Source organism: Solibacillus daqui, assembly GCF_028747805.1.
In the GTDB taxonomy this organism is placed as follows: Bacteria; Bacillota; Bacilli; order Bacillales_A; family Planococcaceae; genus Solibacillus; species Solibacillus daqui.
Genome location: NZ_CP114887.1, coordinates 592,058 through 614,525, shown reverse-complemented (window position 1 = coordinate 614,525; position 22,468 = coordinate 592,058). Strand labels below are relative to the sequence as shown.

14 protein-coding genes and 1 pseudogene are annotated in these 22,468 nt (G+C 36.3%); 1 reads left to right on the top strand and 14 read right to left on the bottom strand.

Annotation, left to right across the window (positions count from 1 at the left end; genetic code table 11):
• Positions 1 to 5: 5 nt before the first annotated feature.
• The 8 genes and pseudogenes from O7776_RS02895 to O7776_RS02860 all read right to left on the bottom strand — a co-directional run.
• Positions 6 to 716, bottom strand: a pseudogene (locus tag O7776_RS02895) (glycosyltransferase family 32 protein); the annotation flags it as partial.
• A gap of 17 nt (positions 717 to 733) precedes the next feature.
• Positions 734 to 2,245, bottom strand: a complete 1,512-nt coding sequence (locus tag O7776_RS02890) for an oligosaccharide flippase family protein (RefSeq protein WP_274309147.1) — start codon at positions 2,243 to 2,245, stop codon at positions 734 to 736.
• Between the two features lie 200 nt (positions 2,246 to 2,445).
• Entirely contained in the window at positions 2,446 to 3,363 is a 918-nt protein-coding gene (locus O7776_RS02885) for a glycosyltransferase family 2 protein (protein ID WP_274309146.1), read from the bottom strand.
• A gap of 20 nt (positions 3,364 to 3,383) precedes the next feature.
• Positions 3,384 to 4,541 (bottom strand): hypothetical protein, encoded by a 1,158-nt coding sequence (locus O7776_RS02880; RefSeq protein ID WP_274309145.1) that lies wholly within the window; start codon positions 4,539 to 4,541, stop codon positions 3,384 to 3,386.
• Between the two features lie 76 nt (positions 4,542 to 4,617).
• The gene (locus tag O7776_RS02875) at positions 4,618 to 6,429 is read right to left on the bottom strand and encodes a polysaccharide biosynthesis protein (RefSeq protein WP_274309144.1); all 1,812 of its coding nucleotides are present in this window, start codon (positions 6,427 to 6,429) and stop codon (positions 4,618 to 4,620) included.
• 25 nt (positions 6,430 to 6,454) lie between these two features.
• Positions 6,455 to 7,372 carry a Wzz/FepE/Etk N-terminal domain-containing protein gene (locus O7776_RS02870; protein ID WP_274309143.1) on the bottom strand — a complete coding sequence of 306 codons (918 nt, stop codon included), beginning with the start codon at positions 7,370 to 7,372 and terminating at the stop codon, positions 6,455 to 6,457.
• Positions 7,372 to 8,937, bottom strand: coding sequence for an O-antigen ligase family protein (locus O7776_RS02865; protein ID WP_274309142.1), 1,566 nt, complete (start codon positions 8,935 to 8,937; stop codon positions 7,372 to 7,374). The genes O7776_RS02870 and O7776_RS02865 overlap by 1 nt, the downstream gene beginning before the upstream one ends.
• 17 nt (positions 8,938 to 8,954) lie before the next feature.
• Positions 8,955 to 9,452 carry a tetratricopeptide repeat protein gene (locus O7776_RS02860; RefSeq protein WP_274309141.1) on the bottom strand — a complete coding sequence of 166 codons (498 nt, stop codon included), beginning with the start codon at positions 9,450 to 9,452 and terminating at the stop codon, positions 8,955 to 8,957.
• 472 nt (positions 9,453 to 9,924) lie between these two features.
• On the opposite strand from O7776_RS02860, the gene O7776_RS02855 reads away from it, so the two are divergent.
• The gene (locus O7776_RS02855; protein ID WP_274309140.1) at positions 9,925 to 10,617 is read left to right on the top strand and encodes a stalk domain-containing protein; all 693 of its coding nucleotides are present in this window, start codon (positions 9,925 to 9,927) and stop codon (positions 10,615 to 10,617) included.
• A 315-nt stretch (positions 10,618 to 10,932) separates the two neighbouring features.
• Here O7776_RS02855 and O7776_RS02850 read toward each other — a convergent pair whose 3' ends face one another.
• The 6 genes from O7776_RS02850 to O7776_RS02825 form a co-directional block, all read right to left on the bottom strand.
• Entirely contained in the window at positions 10,933 to 11,772 is an 840-nt protein-coding gene (locus tag O7776_RS02850; protein WP_274309139.1) for a 3-hydroxyacyl-CoA dehydrogenase family protein, read from the bottom strand.
• 31 nt (positions 11,773 to 11,803) lie between these two features.
• On the bottom strand, positions 11,804 to 13,306 hold the full coding sequence (locus O7776_RS02845) for a class I adenylate-forming enzyme family protein (protein WP_274309138.1): 1,503 nt from the start codon (positions 13,304 to 13,306) through the stop codon (positions 11,804 to 11,806).
• Between the two features lie 13 nt (positions 13,307 to 13,319).
• A complete protein-coding gene (locus O7776_RS02840) occupies positions 13,320 to 13,904 on the bottom strand; it encodes a TetR/AcrR family transcriptional regulator (RefSeq protein ID WP_274309137.1) in 585 nt (194 codons plus the stop codon).
• Between the two features lie 10 nt (positions 13,905 to 13,914).
• On the bottom strand, positions 13,915 to 15,063 hold the full coding sequence (locus tag O7776_RS02835; protein ID WP_274309136.1) for an acyl-CoA dehydrogenase family protein: 1,149 nt from the start codon (positions 15,061 to 15,063) through the stop codon (positions 13,915 to 13,917).
• A gap of 375 nt (positions 15,064 to 15,438) precedes the next feature.
• The gene (locus tag O7776_RS02830) at positions 15,439 to 20,181 is read right to left on the bottom strand and encodes an endonuclease (protein WP_274309135.1); all 4,743 of its coding nucleotides are present in this window, start codon (positions 20,179 to 20,181) and stop codon (positions 15,439 to 15,441) included.
• 70 nt (positions 20,182 to 20,251) lie between these two features.
• Positions 20,252 to 22,045: a bifunctional metallophosphatase/5'-nucleotidase gene (locus O7776_RS02825; protein ID WP_274310435.1), complete on the bottom strand. Its 1,794-nt coding sequence runs from the start codon at positions 22,043 to 22,045 to the stop codon at positions 20,252 to 20,254.
• Between the last annotated feature and the right edge of the window lie 423 nt (positions 22,046 to 22,468).

Here is a 22,468-nt window from a genome sequence, read left to right as displayed (position 1 = left end):
TCTAACTAAATTTTGTATTTTTTATTGAAAAATAGTCTTCTAATTATTCGAACATAATTTTTCAATAATTTATTCGACTTAGACGCCCATGATCCATTAAAATGATGTACCGTATATGTATTGTCTGTAATATGATACTCATTCGTCATGCCATTTTTAGCACAAAAGTAATCAAAAGGGTAAATAGCGATTCCTTCAGCTAATTCAGAATACGTATTGCCCTCTTTCCATCCATAATGCTCTTTTGTGATTTTCGTAATAATGACTGTGTTTGTCGTTAAATCAAGTTCACCATTATCTAAAATGAACTTTCTTCCATTATAGTAATGTAGCAATTTCTCTATCCATGGATGGTATGCCTCTGCTCCCATTGTGCCCGTTATACAATAGTCGCCTCGTTCAACACCTGTGAACGCCCTATTAGTTAATAGATCATTGAAAGATTTTATCACTTCTACATCTGTATCCATATATATGCCACCGTGATGATATAACGCGTATAACCTGACATAATCGGAAACGAATGCATATTTTTTTTGTTCATAAGCCTCTCTTACAAAGTCATTTTGACTCAGATCAAAACTCGTTTCATTCCATTCGATGATTTCATATTCAGGTAGGTATTTCTTCCAGCTTTGTATATAGCCTTTAGATTTTTCATCTAATTCTTTGCCGCCAAACCAGCAATAGTGAATCTTTTTAGGTATCATATTGAATTGCCTCCTTTCTGAGCTTAGCCTCTATTCTTCAGGCGCTTCACTTTAGTAAGCATCCATTGTTTTTCGTTTTTTGACAAATACGTAAAATAGATTACGACACAATAGAGCGCGGAGTAAATCACGATATACGTAAATAATGAGCCCCAGTCATCTACTAAAAATAGCTCTTTTAAACCAAACCCTAATAGAGCAACTACACTAATAATAGCAATGAGTTTGCCGATTTTTCGCCAATATACTAGCATATTCAGCTGTAATTTTTTGTGATAATAAATATTCAACACGAGCACATTTCCGATAAACACAAAGATCGCCGTAATAATGGCTGTGCCTACACTACCATAAAGCTTGATGATTGGAATGGAAATCAAGACATTTAAGATCGAACAAATGATTAATGTATACGCTCGGAATATGTATTTCCCTTTTGCTTGCATAATGACTAAGCCTAAATTTTGGATTAAGTCTAACGAGAAAGTGGACATTAAGATCAGAACAATGACATATGTCAGCTCGAAAGTTTTTCCCACCCATAGCTCGATGAATGCTTCCCCAATGATGACAAAGCCAGACAAGAAGAGCCCCATTACAAATGTTTGAAACTTACTCACTTTAATAAATAAAGCATTTAACTGATTGACGTAATTTTCGGCACTCACAATATGTGTAACTCGGGGTAAAAATACGCTATTAATCGCAATGGATAATGACATAAAAATATTGACAAATTGAATGGCCAAAGCAAAAACAGCGACAGTTTCAGGGTTCTTTAAAATCCCTAATAAAATTTGGTCCGTTTGCCAGTAAAGTTTATCTGCAATAGCAACCACAAAAATTACGAAAGAATAGCCTAAAATTTCCTTCTTCAAGTCCTTTTGCACTCGCTCAAAAGACATCTTAATATTCAATGCTTTTTTATAGTAAAAATAACTGACAATTAAGACCGCGCTATTCACCAAAGCTAAAATCACCGTTAACACGATGAGATTCGTCGAATAAAACAAGTAAAAGACAGAAATTATAGGTGTCAAAGAAACACGGAGCACATTCGCTACCTTTAAGAAGATAAACTTTTCGTATGCTTGTAAAACGGCCGAAAACGTATTTAAAATAAAACCTACTGCGAAATTCACTGTCAATACAAGTATCATCCACTGTAATGTTTTTATTTGCTCGTTTGTAAAATCACTTGATACAACGTTTTGCAAATTCAATGCAATAGAAAGCCCGATTACTAAAGTAGCTAGTCCGATATACGAAAAAATTTTAAAGAAATAACCCACTAATTGAGCTTCTTTTTTCTTCGTACCGATTGCTTGGTTTTGTGCGATATACCTTACTATGGCATTCCCTATCCCTAAATCAAGCAATGATAAATAACCAGCAATCGCTAATGCTAATGCGTATATTCCATAATCAGCTTGTCCTAATGTGCGAATCAGGAATGGTGTATATAACAAGCCAATAATAAATGTTGCAGCTACTGAAACATAATTTAAAACAATTCCTATTTTTAATTGATTCATTCTTTAGATCCTTAATATTTTTTTTGAAGCCTATCTATTGTAGTTAATAGCTACCTTTGCCACAGTACATCATTCAATAATTTCACTGCCTATGTATAAATGAAATTTTACCCAATAATCTAAACAAGGATGAATGACTTCATTCACCCTGCTAGTTGTGCAATTATTTTGGGTATGCCCATTGTCTTTTTCGTCTACATTTAAAGTAGCCGAATCGCTTTAAACAACTTTATACTTCTGAGGCCATTGTTAAATCGAAACTTATTAATATATTTCATAAGCGCTGTCTTATGCTCGCTATAATTTTCAGCTTCTTTATTCAAATGCAATCGATAAACAATTGCAGCGGGTAATCGATAGCTTTCTAATGCACCTACTAAAGCTAATTTTCTTGCTTCATCGTTGCAATGCTTCGAAATATATTGTACCGCTAATGTGATCCATTCAATATCTTTGTAAATTTTATCTACCGAATTCGAGCTTAATGAATCTTCAACGCCTATATTATACGTGGTTAACTCTTTTAACACAGAGCTAGGATTTTGCGCATTTAATAAAACCTCTATAAAAAATAGCATGTCTTCCCCAAAAGTTAACGCCTCGTTAAAACAGATTTGATGATTATTCAATAAGGTTTTCTTAATTAACCAAGAATCTGTATTGGCATCTATTTTACCTAAAATAAAATCTTTTAGAATATCGCGGCTATTTGTTTTCATTTTTGACTTGATTAATTTGCCATTACTTAAATACTGTTTATGATGTTTTGTTAAAATAACATCGCTGCACTTTTCATTAACTTGCGCCATTGTTTCTTGCAAAAAATCACGATGATAAGAATCATCTGCATCTAAAAATGAAATATAGTCTCCTTTTGATACAGTCATTCCAAAATTACGTGTTGCTGAAACCCCTTTGTTCGTTTGAGAATAGCAGTTAATTTTAGTTGGATATTGCTCTTTATAAAATTGGATGATTTCATCAGTATTATCAGTTGAACCATCATTGATTAAAATTAATTCAAAATCCTGATAACTTTGGTCTAAAACCGATTGAATCGTAGTTTTTAATCGATTCCCTTTATTATAAATGGGGATAATTACCGAAATCTTAGGCATCTAAAAAGCTCCTTACTGCACTAAACTCGCTTACTGTTTAACTTCCTTCTATATATTCCTTCTGAGTAATATTTCACGAAGATAATGAGTAATGGTAACCAACCAACGATTCTTAGTCTAGAACCCGTCCCAAAATTGTCGTTTGAAATACTAATTAATAAGAACCATACAACCGCCTGGATAAATAAAAATAATTCGATTTTAGAAAAGACTTTTATCTTTTTTACTAAATAAATACTAATAAAGAAAAATAAAATCCCCTCTGTTATCATCAATAGTAATGTCGAGCCACCCGTAATTTGCCAAGGAAAAGGTCCAATAAAATTACTCAAAATACTATATAAATAATTTGCGTAAAATAAAAAAATATTCGAATGCTCTAAAGATATCCCCATCTGACTTCCACCTAACTCCATACTTGCCTGCCTATATTGCAGCACATCCGAAAATGAAAGCCCTACTACTGGGAATTTAAAGTTGCGAAACAATAAATAAAATACAGATACACCGACAAATAATAGCCCACCGATTTTAATGAGGCTCACTTTTTTCTTACTAATCAAATTAATAAATAAGTAGACCATAGAAGCAATTACAAAGCTTAATAATGCATACTTTCTATAGCCACCAAGCATGATTAGAACAAACACTAAAAGCAGCAGATTAATTACTTTCGGCCATTTGCCTTTACTAATGAATAGATTAATAAACAAGTATGTAGCCCATAAGAAAAACGCATAAATCCATGAATCTCGATAAATTGAAAGTGTTGAATTTAAAAGTAAACTTGGATACAACGCCAAAAATAGCACTAATATCGTAGCAGCCATATGGAAAGTTTGATCCTTGCTTATTTTCTTTAAAATGAGCAGTGACAAAATGATTATTAAAATATTCGATATAAAGTTATAAAGCCGTAAAATCATTACACTTTCAGTATTAAAAATATCTAAAATCATGCCCAGTACCCATACATGTATAGAAGTATAAATATAGGGCTCACCATTTGCGAAGTTCATTGCCTGTTCATAATAAAATTGCCCATCATCTCCACCGCCAAATATCGGCAGTGATAGTCCATTATAGCCACTCGTTACACTGAGAAAATATAAACCGGTCGACAATAGGAAATATACGAAACTATAGCCCAATATATAAATAAGTATTTGTATTTTCATTTTTTTATCCCCTACTATAACCAGAACAGTAAAATCCATCGTTTCATCATGTATGCAAAATACATGTTACTTGGTACTATAAACTCATTTCGACTAGTTTATTATTAGCAACCCCTAATAGTGTTGCTTTTAATTCTTCTTCAGGCATGTATTTTATACAATCAAGCAATTCGTAAAGACTGCTCGTCTCAAGTACATTGACTCGCCCAATATGAATTCCCGGAAATATATGCTCTTCTTGGATTTCTTCCTCGTTCAATAGCTCCTCGAACATTTTTTCACCTGAACGTAACCCCGTAAATTCAATCTTGATTTCATCTTCCAAACCGGATAACTGAATCAGATTACGCGCTAAATCTACAATTTTCACAGGCTCGCCCATATCAAGAACAAAGATTTCCCCATTTCCACCTAGGGTACCCGCCTGTAAAACAAGACGTGATGCTTCTGGAATGGTCATAAAATAACGGGTCATATCTTGATGCGTAACCGTTACCGGACCACCACCAGCAATTTGCTTTTTAAAGAGTGGAATAACAGAACCTCGAGAACCAAGAACATTACCAAATCGTACCGCAGCAAATTTTGTGCTACTTGTTTTCGCTAAATTTTGGACAACCATTTCTGCAACGCGTTTTGTTGCTCCCATCACATTCGGTGGGTTGACTGCCTTATCCGTTGAAATCATCACAAAATTACCGACACCATATTCATGCGCTGCTTCGGCAACATTTTTCGTACCAAAAATGTTATTTTTCATCGCTTCACGTGGATTATATTCCATTAAAGGAACATGTTTGTGAGCTGCTGCGTGGTAAATGACATCCGGTTGATAGTGCTGTACGATTTCAAAAATTCGTTCTCTATCTTGGATATCCGCAATAACGGGTACAAGCTCAATATCCTTACCGATTTTCCCGGATAATTCCATATGAATGGTATAAATCGAGTTTTCCCCATGACCTAACAATATTAGTTTTCTCGGTTGGAACTTCATCACTTGGCGGCAAATTTCCGAACCAATGGAGCCACCCGCACCTGTTACTAATATAACTTTGCCCGTTAGTTTTCCAGAGATAGCAATCATATCAAGCTTTACCTCATCACGCCCTAGCAAGTCGTTGATCTCTACTTCTCGCATATCATTAACAGCTACTTTACCTGTCATCACATCTTCAATTTTCGGCATAATTTTCACTGTTACATCGATTTTCGAGCATTCCTGATAAATGCTCTGAACCCCTTTCTTACCCAGTGAAGGAACCGCAATAATAATTTCATCGATTCCTTTCGCTTTGACAATACGCTTAATTTCTTTTGTAGACCCCCAAACAGGTAGCCCCATGACTTTCAAATGCGTTTTATTCACATCATCATCCACAAAGCCAACAGCATATGACTCTTGATTTTGTGCATTTTTCAGATTTTTCGCGAGCATCGTTCCAGCTTGTCCGGCTCCTACTATTAAAATACGCTTACTGTCTGGCGCATGCCTAAACGATTCTCTGTCATTCAGTAAACGTAATAAAAAGCGTGAGCCCCCAATCATAATAATATGTAGCATCCATGTAACGGTCATAACGCGAAAGTAAATATCGGAATTAATGATTTGTTGCAGTATACTGGCCGCAGCAACAGAAATTGTTACCGCGTATACAATGATTAGCAATTCTCGAACAGTCGCAACACTCCAAATTCGTGTGTAAAGTTGGAATATATAAGCTGCAATATGATGACTCACTAACAATGTAAGTGCACTTAATACGATGACTTTATCGTAATAGACACTAAGAGTTGGATGAAGTAGCCAATAGCTTATGAAAATCGCTGAAAGTACAATACAAGAGTCTAATATGAAAAATATTAAATAACGCAGCTTATAACCCACTTCTAGCAACCTCTTTCAAATACAATTATTTAACAACCGCCGATTTTCTCCAATATTCACGGAAAAATACGACCCCTAGACCAATGATTACCCCAAAAACAAGTGCAACCAATAAATTGATTGCTTTATTTGGTGCAGAAGGCTCCTTAGGTAATGTAGGCTCTACAATCACGCGAATAAATGGATCCGGCTTAAAGCTGTCCAAACCTGTTTTTACGGATTGATAATTAGCTAACACTTGGCGGTATTGTTCGGATTTAATATCAATTTCACTCTTTAATCGTGACAATTCATTTTGCATTGCACCATTAATCGAAGCCAATGCCGCTGTTTGATTTTCATTTAAATTCAATACATATTGTTCCGTTGAAATCGTTTGTAAAATCAATACTTCTGGCAAATTATTTGAAATAATTAATTGATTGTACTTTTCCATTAGTACTTCTACTTCTTTTGCTAAATTTTCGGATTCAGCTAAATGCGTTTTCTCTAAATTCAATAATGTCGTTTGTACGGATTCATTCATTTGATTTTTAGTTTCTTCTGTTAATAGTTGAAGTTGTTTTTGTGCTTCCTCAGCATTAGTTGCGCGATAGTTTAGATTTATTAAATTCGTTTGAACATCTGACGAAACAACTAAGTTTTTTGGGGTGAATTGTCCAAAACCATTTTGTTTGAATAGCACATCCATTATCGCTTCATTTTGAATACGCTGAGTATAAATAACCGGTGTAAATTCGGCATTAACATACGAGTTAATAATGCCTGTATCTTGAGCATCAGCAATTACTTGAACAACTGCTTTTGATTCATATTTTTCGGGTATTACAAACCAAGAAACAATGCCTGCCAATAGTAAGGCAATTATAACGATAAGTGAAATAAGCCATTTCCCTCTTAAAATAATATTAATTATTTCTCTTAATTCAATCGTTTCCTCCATTAATCCATTGACTCCCTTTTAGAATTTGAAATCATAGAAATCATCATGCCAAATAATACGAAGGCAACGGTAGTAATACCTGGTAAAGAGTCATTGAACATCGCTTGAATGAAATACGCCGTTACGCCTATCCCTAATACAATAGCCGCTAAATTCCCTTTTTTATTAAATAATTGTTGAACCAATTTTAATACTTGGAAGATTACTAGTACGATGATCGCAATAAATCCTAATATACCCATTCCATATAAAATACCGACATACACATTATGCGGTTTATCCGTTACGATTTCTTCCCAATTTAGCGCACCTCGGCTTTCTAATTGGAAATGCGGGAAGTTATACATTAAGGTGTCACTGCCGTAACCAACTAGCGGTCGATCCTGTACTAATTCCCAAGTTTCTTTCCAAATATAACCACGACCAGAGCCAAATGCCATTCCTCGTTCCGGTAAAACAGGTAGCTCTAATGCTTTCTCCGCGGCATATGCTTTATTTGTCCAATTTAGCGGCGTAATTGAGTTGTCTACTGCGACTGGCTCTTCATCTAAGTAAGGGTTGTTCCCTACAAAGAAACCAAACGATTCTCCCCATACGCGGTCATCCTTATCGGCAAGGAAATGGAAAATAGGCGCTGAAATCCCGATAAAAATAGCGAGCATAATAGCGGCTTTCTTTTTATGCTGCACTTTAAAAATTAATACAAGTAATACAGGTAAAAGCATTAATACTGCTAAAAACCCACTTGTAGAAATCGACATAAACATTACAGCAATAGCAGCAGCTGCTGTAATCGCACCAACTATACTATGTACCCATGATTTTTCGACAATGGCCCAAGCAACATACATGACCGTCATCATTGCAAACATCCCACTCATATAGTTCCATTGATTTAATGTTCCTACTAACGTAGAGCCTGCCGTAAGATTTGCACCTTCTGGAAGCACAATTGAAACGAGCTTTTGCATCCATCCGTACTGAAGTAAATCTTTTCCGTAAAAGTTCATTGAAGTAATAAATAAGTTAATGAAAACAAATGGTATCATTGTGTACATGACATATTTAGTAACATTTTTCGGATATTCGATATTCATCGCGATGAACATTAGCGCTAAATAACATAACCAGCTAATCGCACCATCCGAATGATTGTATAAACCATTTAATGCAACTGTAATATTTGGTGAAAATAGCGTAGATAGAATGATTGCAAATGCGAATAATCCGATGACATAGTTAAAAGGCGTTTTTCGAATTTGACCATCCATAAAAAAGATTTTGACGAATAGCATTGCGGCCGTAATAACCGTAATAGCAATTACAAACAATGCTTTATAATGTGTAAATAAATCCCCTTTCATTCCAGATGAAAGTTCACTAACATTCGAAATAAGTGGGCTTACTACTTGCTCAACACTAGCAAGTACGATTAGTGGCATTACACCAATTAGAAGTAACAATAAGCGGAAAATCCATTTATCTACATTCGCGCGGGATTTGGCGTTTTCCTTGTCATCGGTCACCTTGCTTGTTTTATTCAGTTCTTCGTAAAATGAAGTCATTATTTTATATACCTTCCTTATTGTTTAGTGTCTATCTGTGCAAGTAATTCAGCTACACGATTTTGATATTCTGGGAAATCCTCTGGAGCCCACGCTGACTCTTGGCAGCGCATTAATACCGTTTTCGCATCTTCTTTTCGCTCAGCTAGCACCAAGACTTCCCCAAACTGAAGCATGAACATCGCATCTTCTACTTTATGCGGATTAATATCTAATGTTTTTTGTAGTAGGATGGCAGATTGCTCATAGTCCTCTAAATTTGCTGCTACTAACCCTCCTAAATAATTCACTGCCTCAGATTTAGGCTGTGCTTTTAAGAGTTCTTTCATATGAACGGAGGCTTCTTCATAATTTTTTTCATTATAGAGCTGAGCGACTTGCTGGTAAAGTGCATCTTCCTTTGTAAATTGCGCATCTTGCCCATTCGCAAGTACATTCGCTGCTATAAGCCCTGCTACAATAAATAGTAAAGCTCCTAACAATATGTATCTTCTAGTAGATTCTTTTAAGTTCATTTCATTCCATTCCTTTAATATAAAGTTAATAAATTGACCTTATTTATTATACACTATTTTGCTAGAGTTTCATAAAATGGATTGTTATTTTATCCAATATTATGTATTTACTAATATTACTTCCTGACATTGAGCAAATCCGCTACTAGAAAATGGATCAAGTGCAGTGTTACTTATTTTCGACGGGCTACGGCAAAGTTAAAACCAATCGCAGTCTGGATTGGTTTTAACTTCTGCGACGAAAGCATGCAGAACGGATTTTATTAGATAAACGTACTCGATTCCAAATTTTATATTAATAAATGATCATTGTGAGATTAGTAGAATAATTATTACATTTATCTACCAGTTACTATTCCTTTGAATTTAGTCACATACGTATCGTTTGCTCTCCCGGTGCATGAATTTTTGGTATTATGTAGTATGTAATTATTGGTATAATTACATATAACAATATACGAGGAGTGACTATATGAAAAAACTACTTATAATAACAAGTTATTTCGGCTTTTTTATATTAGGAGGTTTAACCTTTACTTACCTCTCAACAACGGAAGCAGCAAGCAATATGAAAAAGATTAGCGTATTTCAAGATACAATCCATTACTATGTAGATAAGGTTGAAAAAAAACCACTCGAGGGTCAATCTGGCTTTATTTATGAAGGAACTACTTATGTTCCAATGCGTTTTATTACAGAATCTTTAGGGGAAAAAGTGACATGGGATGGCAAATCGAAATCCGTTTATATTGGTAATGTTCCAAAATTCATCTCTTTAAAAGATGTAAAACCTATCGGGAGTGATGAAGACCACTTCTTCCATTACCCAAGCTCTATTATTAGTAGTACCGGAGAAAAGTTTGAACAATCCTATCAACTTGGTGGATATCATGGTGGAGGGGCTGTACAAGATCATACAGTTGAATACTTAGCTAATGGAAATTACAAAGGATTCCAAACATATTTAGCACCCGTTAAAAAGTTAGTGGCGGGCTCTTTCGGCATAGGTTCTATGAAAATTTACGCAGATAATAAATTGATTTATGATAGTGGTTCGATAAAAGACAAGGTAAAGGTTAATGTTAATTTAGATGGTGCTTCAAAAGTGAAATTTGAAATTGAAGGCAGTGGTTTAGGTATATTAGATCCTAAATTTAATCAATAATTTAACAAAGTCATATCCCTGATCAAGCACCAGTGTATTTAAATCCACTACAGATCTTCCAGCATTTTCAACTAAAGACAGAACGCACACTATCGCACTATGTAACTTACTGCCGCATCTTAAACAACGAGTCCGACACAACACTAATGGAGTGTTGTGTCGGACTCGTTGGATTGTTATAAAGATCATACAATGCAAAAGCCGCAAGCAAGATGTCTCACACTTACACGTATTTTGCATAAATTCGCACATAAACACCGAAAAATCGCACGAATCCTCACAGCAGCACAGGGCACAAGACACACAGCTCACCCATTAAGTATAACGATAAAACCCTTGTCCTGTTTTTCGTCCATAATGCCCTGCGCGTACTAGCTTTTTCAGTGATTGTGGAATGCGATATTTCGAATCACCGGTTTCATTTAGAAGTGTCTCTTGAACGTAAAGTAACGTATCTAAGCCGATCATATCCGCAAGCTTTAATGGACCAATGGGCTGATTTGTTCCTAAAACCACCCCTTTATCGATATCTTCTGCAGTGGCAATACCCTCATCTAAAACAAAAATCGCCTCACTAATCATCGGTATGAGTATACGATTGCCAACGAATAATGGTGCATCTGCCACCGTAATACTTTCTTTCCCTATGTGCGTTACTAACTGTTGGATAAATGCGACCGTTTCATCCGAAGTTGCCTCCCCTCGAATCACTTCAATGAGCTTCATGACCGGTACTGGGTTGAAGAAATGCATACCGCACACACGATCAGGGCGTTTTGTTGCAGCTCCTATTTCTGTGATTGAGTAACTAGACGTATTAGAGGCAAAAATGGTCTTTTGCTCACAAATTTCATCTAACTCTTTGAAAATTGCCTTTTTCATTTCCATATTTTCAATAATGGCTTCTACAATCAAATCCGCATCTGCTAATGCACCCTTACTCGTAGTAAACTGAATCCGTTGGAGAATTTCATGTCCGTTCTGCGCACTTTCTTGCTTTTTTAACACTCTTTCAATATTCATGACAATGACTTCACGCGCGCTTACTAGTGCCTCCTCATTAAGGTCACTCAGTATAACATCATATCCGGCCATAGCAAATGTTTGGGCAATGCCATTTCCCATAATTCCTGAACCGACAACACCTATCTTCAACTTCTCTCACCCGCCTTCATAAATACTTGACTCATACACTCATATTCTCTTTTGGCCCCAATGTATGTTTCAATACTTTACCTGAAGCGTTTCGTGGTAATTCATTCAAGAATTCTACTTCCATTGGCACTTTATATTTCGCGAGCTGTGTTGAGCAATAGTCCATTACTTGGGCTGCCGTCAATGATTTTCCTTCCTTCAAAACCACAAATGCTTTCGGCACTTCCCCGTACACTGGATGCGGCACACCGACTACTGCGGCTTCTAATAATTCAGGGATTTGATATAACACCTCTTCAACTTCAACAGGATAAACATTTTCTCCGCCTCGAATAAGCATGTCTTTTTTGCGGTCGACAATATACAGAAGCCCATCCTCGTCGAATCGCCCTAAATCGCCCGAATAAAGCCAACCATCTTTAATGGCGCGCGCTGTTTCTTGGTCATCTTTTAAATAGCCTTTCATGACTTGTGCACCTTTAACAACGATTTCTCCCACTTGCCCAATAGGTAATAAATTTCCATTTCCATCGACTACTCGTACTTCCGTTTGTGGAAGTGGTTCACCAACTGAGCCGATTTTGCTAAGTGCATGATGGTCTTTTAGAGAAGAAGCAGCAGGTGCATTTTCCGTTTGACCATATAAGTTTTGTACCTTTATATTCGGGAATGTTTCTTTTAATTTCTTCAAAATTTCGTAAGGCATTGGTGCTGCTCCATAACCAAACAAGCGCAATGTTGGAAGTTCAATTTCCTTTATATGTGGCAAATTCAACAGGATTGTGTACATAGCTGGAACACCGAAAAACATGGTCGGCTGTGCATTTTGCAAAAGTGCTAATGTTCTGTCAGTAGAAAATGCCTCTTCAATAATAATTGTGCCCCCTTTATACGTGACTGGGACAACGAATACATGGGCCGCCGCACAATGGAATAATGGCGTGGACACTAGCATCCGATCATTTTCCGTAATATCCATTACTTCTGACCAAACTTCCCCAGCCGCAATGATATTTCGATGCGTCAACATAACTCCTTTTGATTTTCCAGTTGTTCCAGATGTATACATAATAACGGACGTATCATGTTCTCCTAATGGCACAGGTGAAAAGTGGAGTGATTCGTCTTCAAGAATTTTTCCAAGCTGATTCTCCCCACCGATTGCTAGCTTTTCATGGAAGACATGCTGTGTTTCATTAATGACATTTTCAATTCGTACATCATAAATAAGGGACTTTGCTTCTGAATGATTGAAAATATATTCCACCTCAGGTACAGCAAGTTTTGTATTAACGGGCATTACAGTAAATCCACCTAATTGTAAACCGAAATAACATACTAAAAATACATCAGTGTTTAATGAATAAAGCGCAATAATATCTTCCTTTTCATACCCTTTTGATTGAAAATAAGCTGCGATTCGTTTCGCCTTTTCATAAAACTCATGATACGTCCACTCACGTCCGTTATAAGATGTAAACACTTTGTCCGGTTGATTTTTCGCATAATTTCCGAATAATTCAGGTAGTAACATGTCAATCTCCCCTTTATTTCAGTAGTTTAATAATGTACTCTGCAAAATGCTGTTTTAGCTCTTCCTTTGCCAATCTCCCATTCGCGCTATACCATTGTTGAATCCAGTTCATTGCACCAAGTATGATCATTCGGACAATAATCGGCTCATCCACATGAAATTCCCCTGTAGCGACACCTTTTTCAATCACTTGGTCAAACAAACTAGCGTAATGTTTTCGTAATTTCAGCACAGGTTCGATTTGTTCAGGGTTAAACATTTGTTTCGGTTCGATAATCATGTTGAATGTTTCTTTTTCCTCCACCGCATAGTTGATATGTGTAGCGACCATTTTCCGAAGAATTTCTTCCGCGGTGCCCTCCCCTTGTAACTCCTCCTCAAGCTCCCCAGTTGCTTGCGCGAGCACAAGTTTATGACATTGGTACATTAAATCGCCTTTATTTTTAAAGTAATAATATAATGAACCTTTTGTCATCAACATCTCTGCAGCAATCTCTTCCATTGTTGCACCGTCATACCCTCTCCGATTTACAATCGTAATGGCGGATAATAAGATTTGTTCTTTCTTCTTTAGGATTTTTTTCTCAGAGAGTTTCATACTAGACCTCCTACGACAGTATTTTTTTTGCGATAATGCCTTTCATAATTTCGGTTGTCCCCGCATAGATGGACGTCACGGAAATGTCGCGATATCTTCGAGCAATTTCGTATTCCTCCATATAGCCATAGCCTCCGTGAAGTTGAAGGCATTCGGCTGCGACTCGTTTCGCCATTTCACTAATCCACCACTTTGCCATCGATACTTCTTTGACAATATCTTCGCCGTGCATATGTTTTTCAGTCAGTGTATTCACATAGTTTCTTCCCATGTCGATCTCTGTGGCCATTTCTGCTAGCTTAAACTGTGTATTTTGAAAATCGGCAATCCGGCTACCAAAAGCTTTCCGTTCTTTCACATAATTGATTGTCAGTTGCAGCATGACCTCTGCTTCTATTTGAACTTGAAGTGCTACGACAAGACGCTCTTGCTGCAGCTTTTCCATTAAGTAATAAAAGCCTTTTCCTTCTTCACCAAGCAGGTTTTCGGCAGGTACTTTTACATCTTCAAAAATAAGCTCTGCCGTATCACCCGAATGCATGCCGATTTTATTTAGCTTTTTTCCCCGTTTGAACCCAGGTGCGCCATTTTCTACGATGAGTAAACTAATCCCTCGATACGCGGGTTGTGCATGGGGATCTGTTTTACAAACAACAATGACGTAATCTGCATGGATGCCATTTGTAATAAATGTTTTCTCTCCGTTTAAAATATAGTAATCTCCGTCTTTGCGCGCATTCGTTTTAATGCCAGCTAAGTCCGAACCAGCACCAGGCTCTGTCATAGCGATTGCAGAAATATATTCACCTGTAACGCTCTTTGGCAGCCATTTTTGTTTTTGTTGTGCTGTACCATAAGCCTCGATGTAAGGGCTTACAATATCTGAATGCAAACAGATGCCACTGGCTAAACCAACCCCAACTTTTTCTAATTCTTCCGTTAAAATCATAGAGTAAGAAAAATCAAGCCCTAAGCCACCATATTGTTCGTCCACCCATGGAAGTAGAAAACCATTTTCACCTAGCTTTAACCAAAATTCTCTTGGAATATTGCGTTCTTCTTCCCATTTTTCGTAATACGGATACGCTTCTTTTTGGAGCATTTTCCGAAGTGCCTCACGGAACATTTCATGTTCATCCGTTAAAAAAGTAGCTTTCATGTCGAATTATTCCCCCTTAATGCACGTATTCTATTTTCTGTATTTTCTGATTATTTTAATTTTATCTGACTATTTTCGGTAATGCAACATTTTTTTAAACTGCGTTCAATTTTTGATTTATGTTCAAATTTTAAATATCATGCACCGGATAAAAAAAAAAAAAAAAAATACTAACTCTAAAGCATATACAATTCCCGTCATCATTAATGCTACTTCAATCGCTGAATTTAAAATAACTTGTTCAATATTTGCATTACCTACTAATTCTAAATCAAAAGGGGGCAGTTCATTTTTTACTTCATATTTAAAAACACCCTACATAGCCAGAGCTACGTAGAGTGATTATTGTATTCTATAATTGTCCGTCTTCAGTAGTTACTTCCAAATCAACTTTACCCATTCAGGATGATCGATAAATGGATTGCGATTGCCTTGAATTTCATAAATTCTTTCATTCCTTTGTTTTTCAACTTCATCAACAGGGTCTTGTTGATGCCATTGTAAAAGTACAGACAACTTTCCGTGATAAGGGGCTTTCCCGTTATTAACTTTTTCATTTAATTCGAGGTCAACCTTATCACCAACCTCATAACGAGTTGCCATGTAGAACAGGATTCTTGCAACATCTCCTTTTACAAGGTTTGGTGGTTCAAATGAGTCAGAATCTTTTAAACACCCATCACAACCAGCAACAGGACTACCGCCACTATCAAAATCTAAATTCCCTCTTGAACCATTTACTTGTACATCTGTTGGGCGTAAATGATGAATATCTGTACCGGGACCATTACTTGTCCCAAAATCCCCATGTGATTTTGCCCATGTATGCTCACGGTTCCAGTCCCCGACGTTCCCACCGTTACTATTTTTTGATCTTGATTTCCCAGAATAAAATAAAAGTACATTATTATTATTTTTAGGATCTTCATCGGTATACTTTAACGCATCCCATACTTCACTATATGATAGTACTTTCTGTTTCGAAATAATTTCATGAAGGGCCGTTTTCAAAGCTTGCCCCTCCTTATTCATTGCATTCATATAATAATCTTCAGCACCAATTGTAACACTGAAGTTACTAGTTATACTCTTGCTTCCATCCGATGCTGTCACTCCTACAATATGAGTACCTTCTTCTAATTGAAGGTTTAATATTTTACCATTTACAGTACCTTTAGTAGATGTAAATGATAGTTCGTCACCATCTGGGTCAGAAAAATGATTAGTTAAATCAATTTGAATTACTTCTCCAATAGCTGCATTTTTATTTTCAAGAGGCTTTATTAAGATTGGCTTATTATTTTCAGAAGGTAAAGAAGGATCCACAATGGGATCCCCTTTAGAATTTGTAAATTTAATTTGTTCAGGAGTAGCGCCGTTAATATATTTTATCGATTTGAAATCAAGATTTTCAGCCCCTCTAATTTCCTTAACATTTGGACCATCAATCGTAAGTGTTTTCACAGCATTCCCTTTTAGGTCCAAAATTGCCCCTGCTTTGTCAGGATTTAGCGTCACATCTGTTGTTTTAAGTCCTTCCCCGTGTAACTCCATGTAACTACCATTAAAGTAAATACCATTTGAAATAACAGATTGTGCATCTAAATGTAAGGCAACACTCGGCTTCGTAATCTTTAACTTGTCAGTTTTAAAGTTCTTAAAGTTATAGACTTTTTCAGCCTCGATTGGTTCAACACTTGAGTCATTTTTCAAATCAACCTGTACCATTACTGGATCATGGTCACTTGCACGACCTGCCATATCAGTAAAGTCTGCATTAATATGAAGAATATCAACTGCTGTTTTGTCTGCTAAGTTATTCGAAACTAAAATATGGTCTAATACTTGTGAATTTCCTTGGAACAAGTATGTGTATCGATCTTTTTCGTCTACTTTATTAATCATGTTCGTCATAAATTGACCTTCATGAATTTTTAAAGCATCCGTAAATTCAAAATCATTAAAATCCCCTAATGATACGATATTGGCATTTAGATTTTTTGTTTTAATTCCCTCTACAAAATCAGATACGATTTGAGCAATTTTTTTGCGCTGCGTTTCACTTTCGTATACTGGTGGTTGTGTAGATCCAAATAACGGTGTATCGCCAGATTTTGAATTCCAGTGATTTGCGATAACGATAACATCCTCACCCTGGAATGTAAACTGTGCCGCTAAAGGCTTACGACTACTATTAAACGCTGCATTTGTCGGATCAATACGACCTGGATTTAGCGTGAGACTACCATTTTCATAACCAACTGCTGTCTTAGCATCTCCTGCCTGGATACCAGCTGGCAACGATACACGTTCAGGATTGTATAAAAATCCTACACGAATATTAGCATTTGGTGCTCCGCCATCTGTATTATTTTCCGGGTCTATATTCAAGTATTTATACTCAGGGCCACCCGCTGTCTTAATGGCATTAATTAAGCGCTGATAGCTTTGATCAGCCTTTGAATCACCCGTGCTCGAACCATTATTATCTTGTACTTCCGTTACGCCAATAATATCAGGGCTTTTCATATCTTGTACAAAAGCTCTAGCTAATTTACGTGCTTTATCGTCAGTTGTTTCTTTCGTATTATTTGAGAAGTTTTCAAGATTATATGAAGCAATCGTTAATTTTTTTTCATCTTTTGCAATTGTTGTAGTTTCAGGCTTTGTACTTCCTTTTTCGTGCTTTGCCTTCATATATTCATAATCAGCATAAATTTTATAGTTTTGGAAACCGTAGTTTACAACACCTTGAATTGTGCCTGTAAACTTATCACCTGTGGCAACTTCAAAATTTCTAGCTGCATTATTGTCAAATAACTTAAATTGAATGCGATCTGGGTTTGCTGACTCCTCCGTTAACTTAACGCCACCGTGAATTGTATCAGTTGGTCTATCCTCAAGAACCGTAATTAAATCACCATGTTCCTGTGGCGAAACAGCTTTTACTGACCCTACTTCTACAAGCATCCCTTCTAAGCTCTCCCAGAAATCAATTGCATCTTCTTCTGGATCAAACTTTGCAAAGCCATCATTATCAATTACTTCATTTGGAAGATTAGAAGCATTAATTGTTACCGCTGCTGGTAATGGTACAGATGACTGTTCTACAGTAATAATTCCGCCTTGATCTGTTCTTGCATTAATTTGTGTTACGGATAAATCAGTGTCTCTTTTTGTATCTGTATAGCCATCAATTTGGAACTCATCTACTTTTCCAGAAACCTTTACTAAATTACCTTTACTAGCAAGTACTTGGTTTCCTGTAAATACTATAATAGCTTCAGATGTATTTGGATTATCATCTTTTAAACTATCTGGTGTTTGCATATGGAAATAATTGTTACTACCAATTTTATAAGCGTATGTGACAATCCCTTGAATACCTTTTACTGCATTTCCTAAAAGAGGTGACTTATGCGCTTCACCTTGAATATCATGGATTTGTAGGCTATCTGTAATTTTATAGTCAAATGTAGCAACTTCACTTAATGTACCACCGACTGATTTTACAATTGCTTTTAAAGTTGTAGTTTTATTAATAGCAATCGGTTCAGTATACTTTGTTGAATTTACACTCGGTTCTGAGCCATCTAGTGTATAATAAATTTCCGCCCCTGCAGTTGTAGTAGAAAGACTAACAGTTTGTGCCTCTACATATGTTCCTGCAGCAGGAGATGCAATTGCCGGATGCAACGTCGTACTATCTAAAACAATATCCGCTACGCTACGAGGAATAATTTGATAGTCAGCATTAAATTGCTGAACAATACCTGTTATCGATTCATATTTTGTATTTACTGCTAAATTAAGATTGTCATTTTCATCGCGAACTAAAAACGTTTTTCCAGAAGCATCTGTTGCTTTATAATTTTTCCACCCAGTTCCACTTGTACTAAGCGTGAGTGTAATATCTTCAACCGTAACTAACTGAGACTCATTGATTTCAGCGACCGCATCACCTGTTATAGTTTTCGGTTGAGGTACGCCGACGTTTGAACCTTTTTCAACAATTGATGCACTATCTAATTGTAGAAGTCCATTAAAGTCTGCCAATTTTCCTGTTAAAGTTACTTCTTCTCCTAATTGCACGTCTAAAGTAGTCGGACGAACAGCAATCCCACCGGTTTCATCCTGCACAGAAATAGTGTTTTTTAACTTTGCAGCTACGACACCTTTAAGTGTAACTGTTTCACCAATTGCTTTTTCTCTAGCATGAGCAATTGAACCCGTATTCTCTTCCTCAATTACTGTATAGGTGAAAGTTTGCACCTCACTGTTTTCCATTCCATCCGCAACTGCCATTGCTTTAATAGTTGTCGCTTCTTCGATTACAATTGGATCAGTATAATGAGAACTATCCACAGTCGGATCTGTACCATCTGTTGTGTAATAGATAGTCGCCCCTGCAGTTGCAGAAGATAATGTAATGGAAGTACCTGGATAAACTGATCCCGGAGCTGTGGATGCTGTTACAACTGCCACTTTAGGCTCTTCTGGCTGACCTACTTCCATTGTGTGGGACCCTAAATGGTCAAATGTGTCTAGTGGATATGACTGCCACTCTAATGAAGGATCAAATGTATCGTTTGGAATTTTATCTCCCGAAATTACTGAGCTCTTTCTAACTAATGTACTGTCAAGAGTTGAAACACCATTTCCCTCCCAAGATGCTCCCGGATCGACCCCTACTTGACCAAAGGAATCAACAACCTCTTCACCTTTTTTGAGAATGATTGCATCATCACCATTGAAATTAGTTATAGTTGATACAGTACCACCTTTTGATTTTAAATTACCATTAGCTTGATTATGATGAAAAATAATCGTTTCTCCATGCGCTAAAACGCCTGTTAAATTCTGTTTATTCCCAACATTAGGACTTCCATTTGTATATAACTCCAAAGTATATTGGCTCAAATCAATTGTTGCGCCAGTTCCATTGTAAAGCTCAATAGCCTTGTTATTACCAGATCCTTCAATATACTCAGAAATAATTAAATCTGCTGCTAGTCCTTCAGTATTTGCTAATGCAGGCATTGCGGGTACAGCTATACTCGCTACTAGACTTGTTGCTAATAAAGTATTTAATGACTTTCTCCATTTATTATTAGTCATTCTCTTTTTGCCCCTTTTTAAGTATTTGCTAAAATAAAGACCTTCTCCTTATGAAGAAGGTCTTCATTCATTAAAGAACCGTTTCTCCTGCTACATTAATGCCATCGAAGTTTATAATATTTCCTTCTAAATCAGTTAAAATTAAATTTCCTAATACTTTAATATTAGAAAAATTCAATTCTCCCTTAGGTGTTCCAGATAGCACTAAGTTACCTTTAATTTCTGCGTTTTTTAATTCCGAGACATTTGAAATATCTACACTAATATTTCCTTCAAAGACTTTTGGAGCTCCTTCTGTACCATTGAATTCTTCAGGAGTCACTTCTACGATTTTACTAGAAACTACATCTACAATACGTCCTTCGATCTTTGTTGGTAAATTTTTCACTTTAATTAGATGGTCTTTCAAGTTTTCCCAATCCGATAATCCAAGATCTGTTACTCGTCCATCATCATAGGCTTTTTTAAACATATTAAAGCCGTCTCCACCTTGTGCTGTAAAGGCATTTGTTGCAACTGTATACGTTTCAGCATCTTGAAGTTCTACATAGTTACCTGACGCATCCTTATATTTAACGGATACAACACGTTGACCTGCTGGCTTAGAAGAATCGAACTCCACCTTTGCACCAGCTACATGTAAGAAACCACCATTCTCTTTTGGATACAGACTAAAGCTATGCTCAAATGCAGCTTTTAATTCTACACCTGTTACATCCATTACTGCTAATGTGTTACCAAACGGCAATACGGTAATTACTTCCCCGACAGTAATCGGACCCGCATCGATTGATGCACGAATACCGCCACCATTTTGAAGTGCCATCACAACATTTTTACCAGTAAAATCTTTAGCCTTTGCAAGCATCCCATCAGTAATTAAATTTCCAAGAATCGTTTCATTTTTACGAACACTTGGCTTTGTATTATCACCATCTGTACGTGGGCTTTCTAAAGCTACACTTGCCTCGACACCAATTTCTTTTGCTGCTACTTCATCAACCTTAGCTTTATATGGCGCTAAAATGCCTTTTGCTTCTGTGTCCTCTGCTAATTTACCAATCTCAATTAGCTCGCCTTTATGGTTTACAACTACACCATTTTTGTCGAACTCTACATCCAATGTTCCTAAAAATTCATTATTTGCTTTTGCTTGTACAATCACTGTTGGTGTCTTATCTTCAGCTATCACTGTTGGTTTGTTTAACGGTGTATGCGAGTGACCACCAACAATAATATCAATACCTTCCACTTGTTTCGCTAAAGTTAAATCATTGTCAATCGCTGCATTATCATCGTAGCCAATATGTGTTACAGCTATGATTTTATTGACTCCTTGACCTTCAAAAGCAGCAACCGCTTTTTTAGCTTCAGCTATATAATCTTCAAACTGAATGCTACCTGGGCTCGAAATGCTTTTTGTTTCAGCTGTCGTTAGCCCAAAAATCCCGACTTTTTCACCGTTAATTTCTTTAATAATGCCGTTATAAATTTTCCCGTTTTCAGGTTTACTCGAATTTAAATCCGAGAATAAGCCATTGAACTTATTATCTTTTGTAAAATCAACATTTGAGCTTACAAACGGGAATTTCGCTGCTTTAATGAAATCAACTAATGCTTGATGCCCTTCCGTTGTTGAACCTAAATCAAACTCATGGTTACCAAACGTCATTGCATCATACTTCATTAAATTCATAATTTCTAAATCTGCTTTTCCCTTAAATTCGTTGAAATACAATGTCCCAGTAAATACATCACCTGCATGTAATAATAGAGCCCCTGGTTTTTCCCCTCTCACTTTCTTTACTGCTGTTACTGTCTTTGCAGCATTTGCTAAACTTGCATGTGTGTCATTCATATGCATCAATGACATTTTAAAATTCTTATCGCTATTCCCGTCTTATACTGCTATTCCGCAGTTTTCGCTTCGGGCCTACACCGGACAGGCGACTTTCATCGCATACGGCGTGCCATCAGTAGTCATAAAACTCTAAACTTATTTCCCCATTACTTATATATAAATAAATATCTGAAAATATACTTCATTAAATATTTATTTTATATTAACCTTTGTAAAAAATAGGGGAATTCAATTCCATCAATTTAATATATGGATATCTTAATATATATAATTCGGTAATAACTAACGTATTGGAATTTGTTACATTCCCCAATTGATTAAAGTAATAATCCAAGTAGATGTAAAAGTTATGTCGAATTTTAAATTTTCTTGTGTTTACGTAACGCTAGCTTTTGGGGCTACAGAGGAAAAAATCAAACCCTTCAA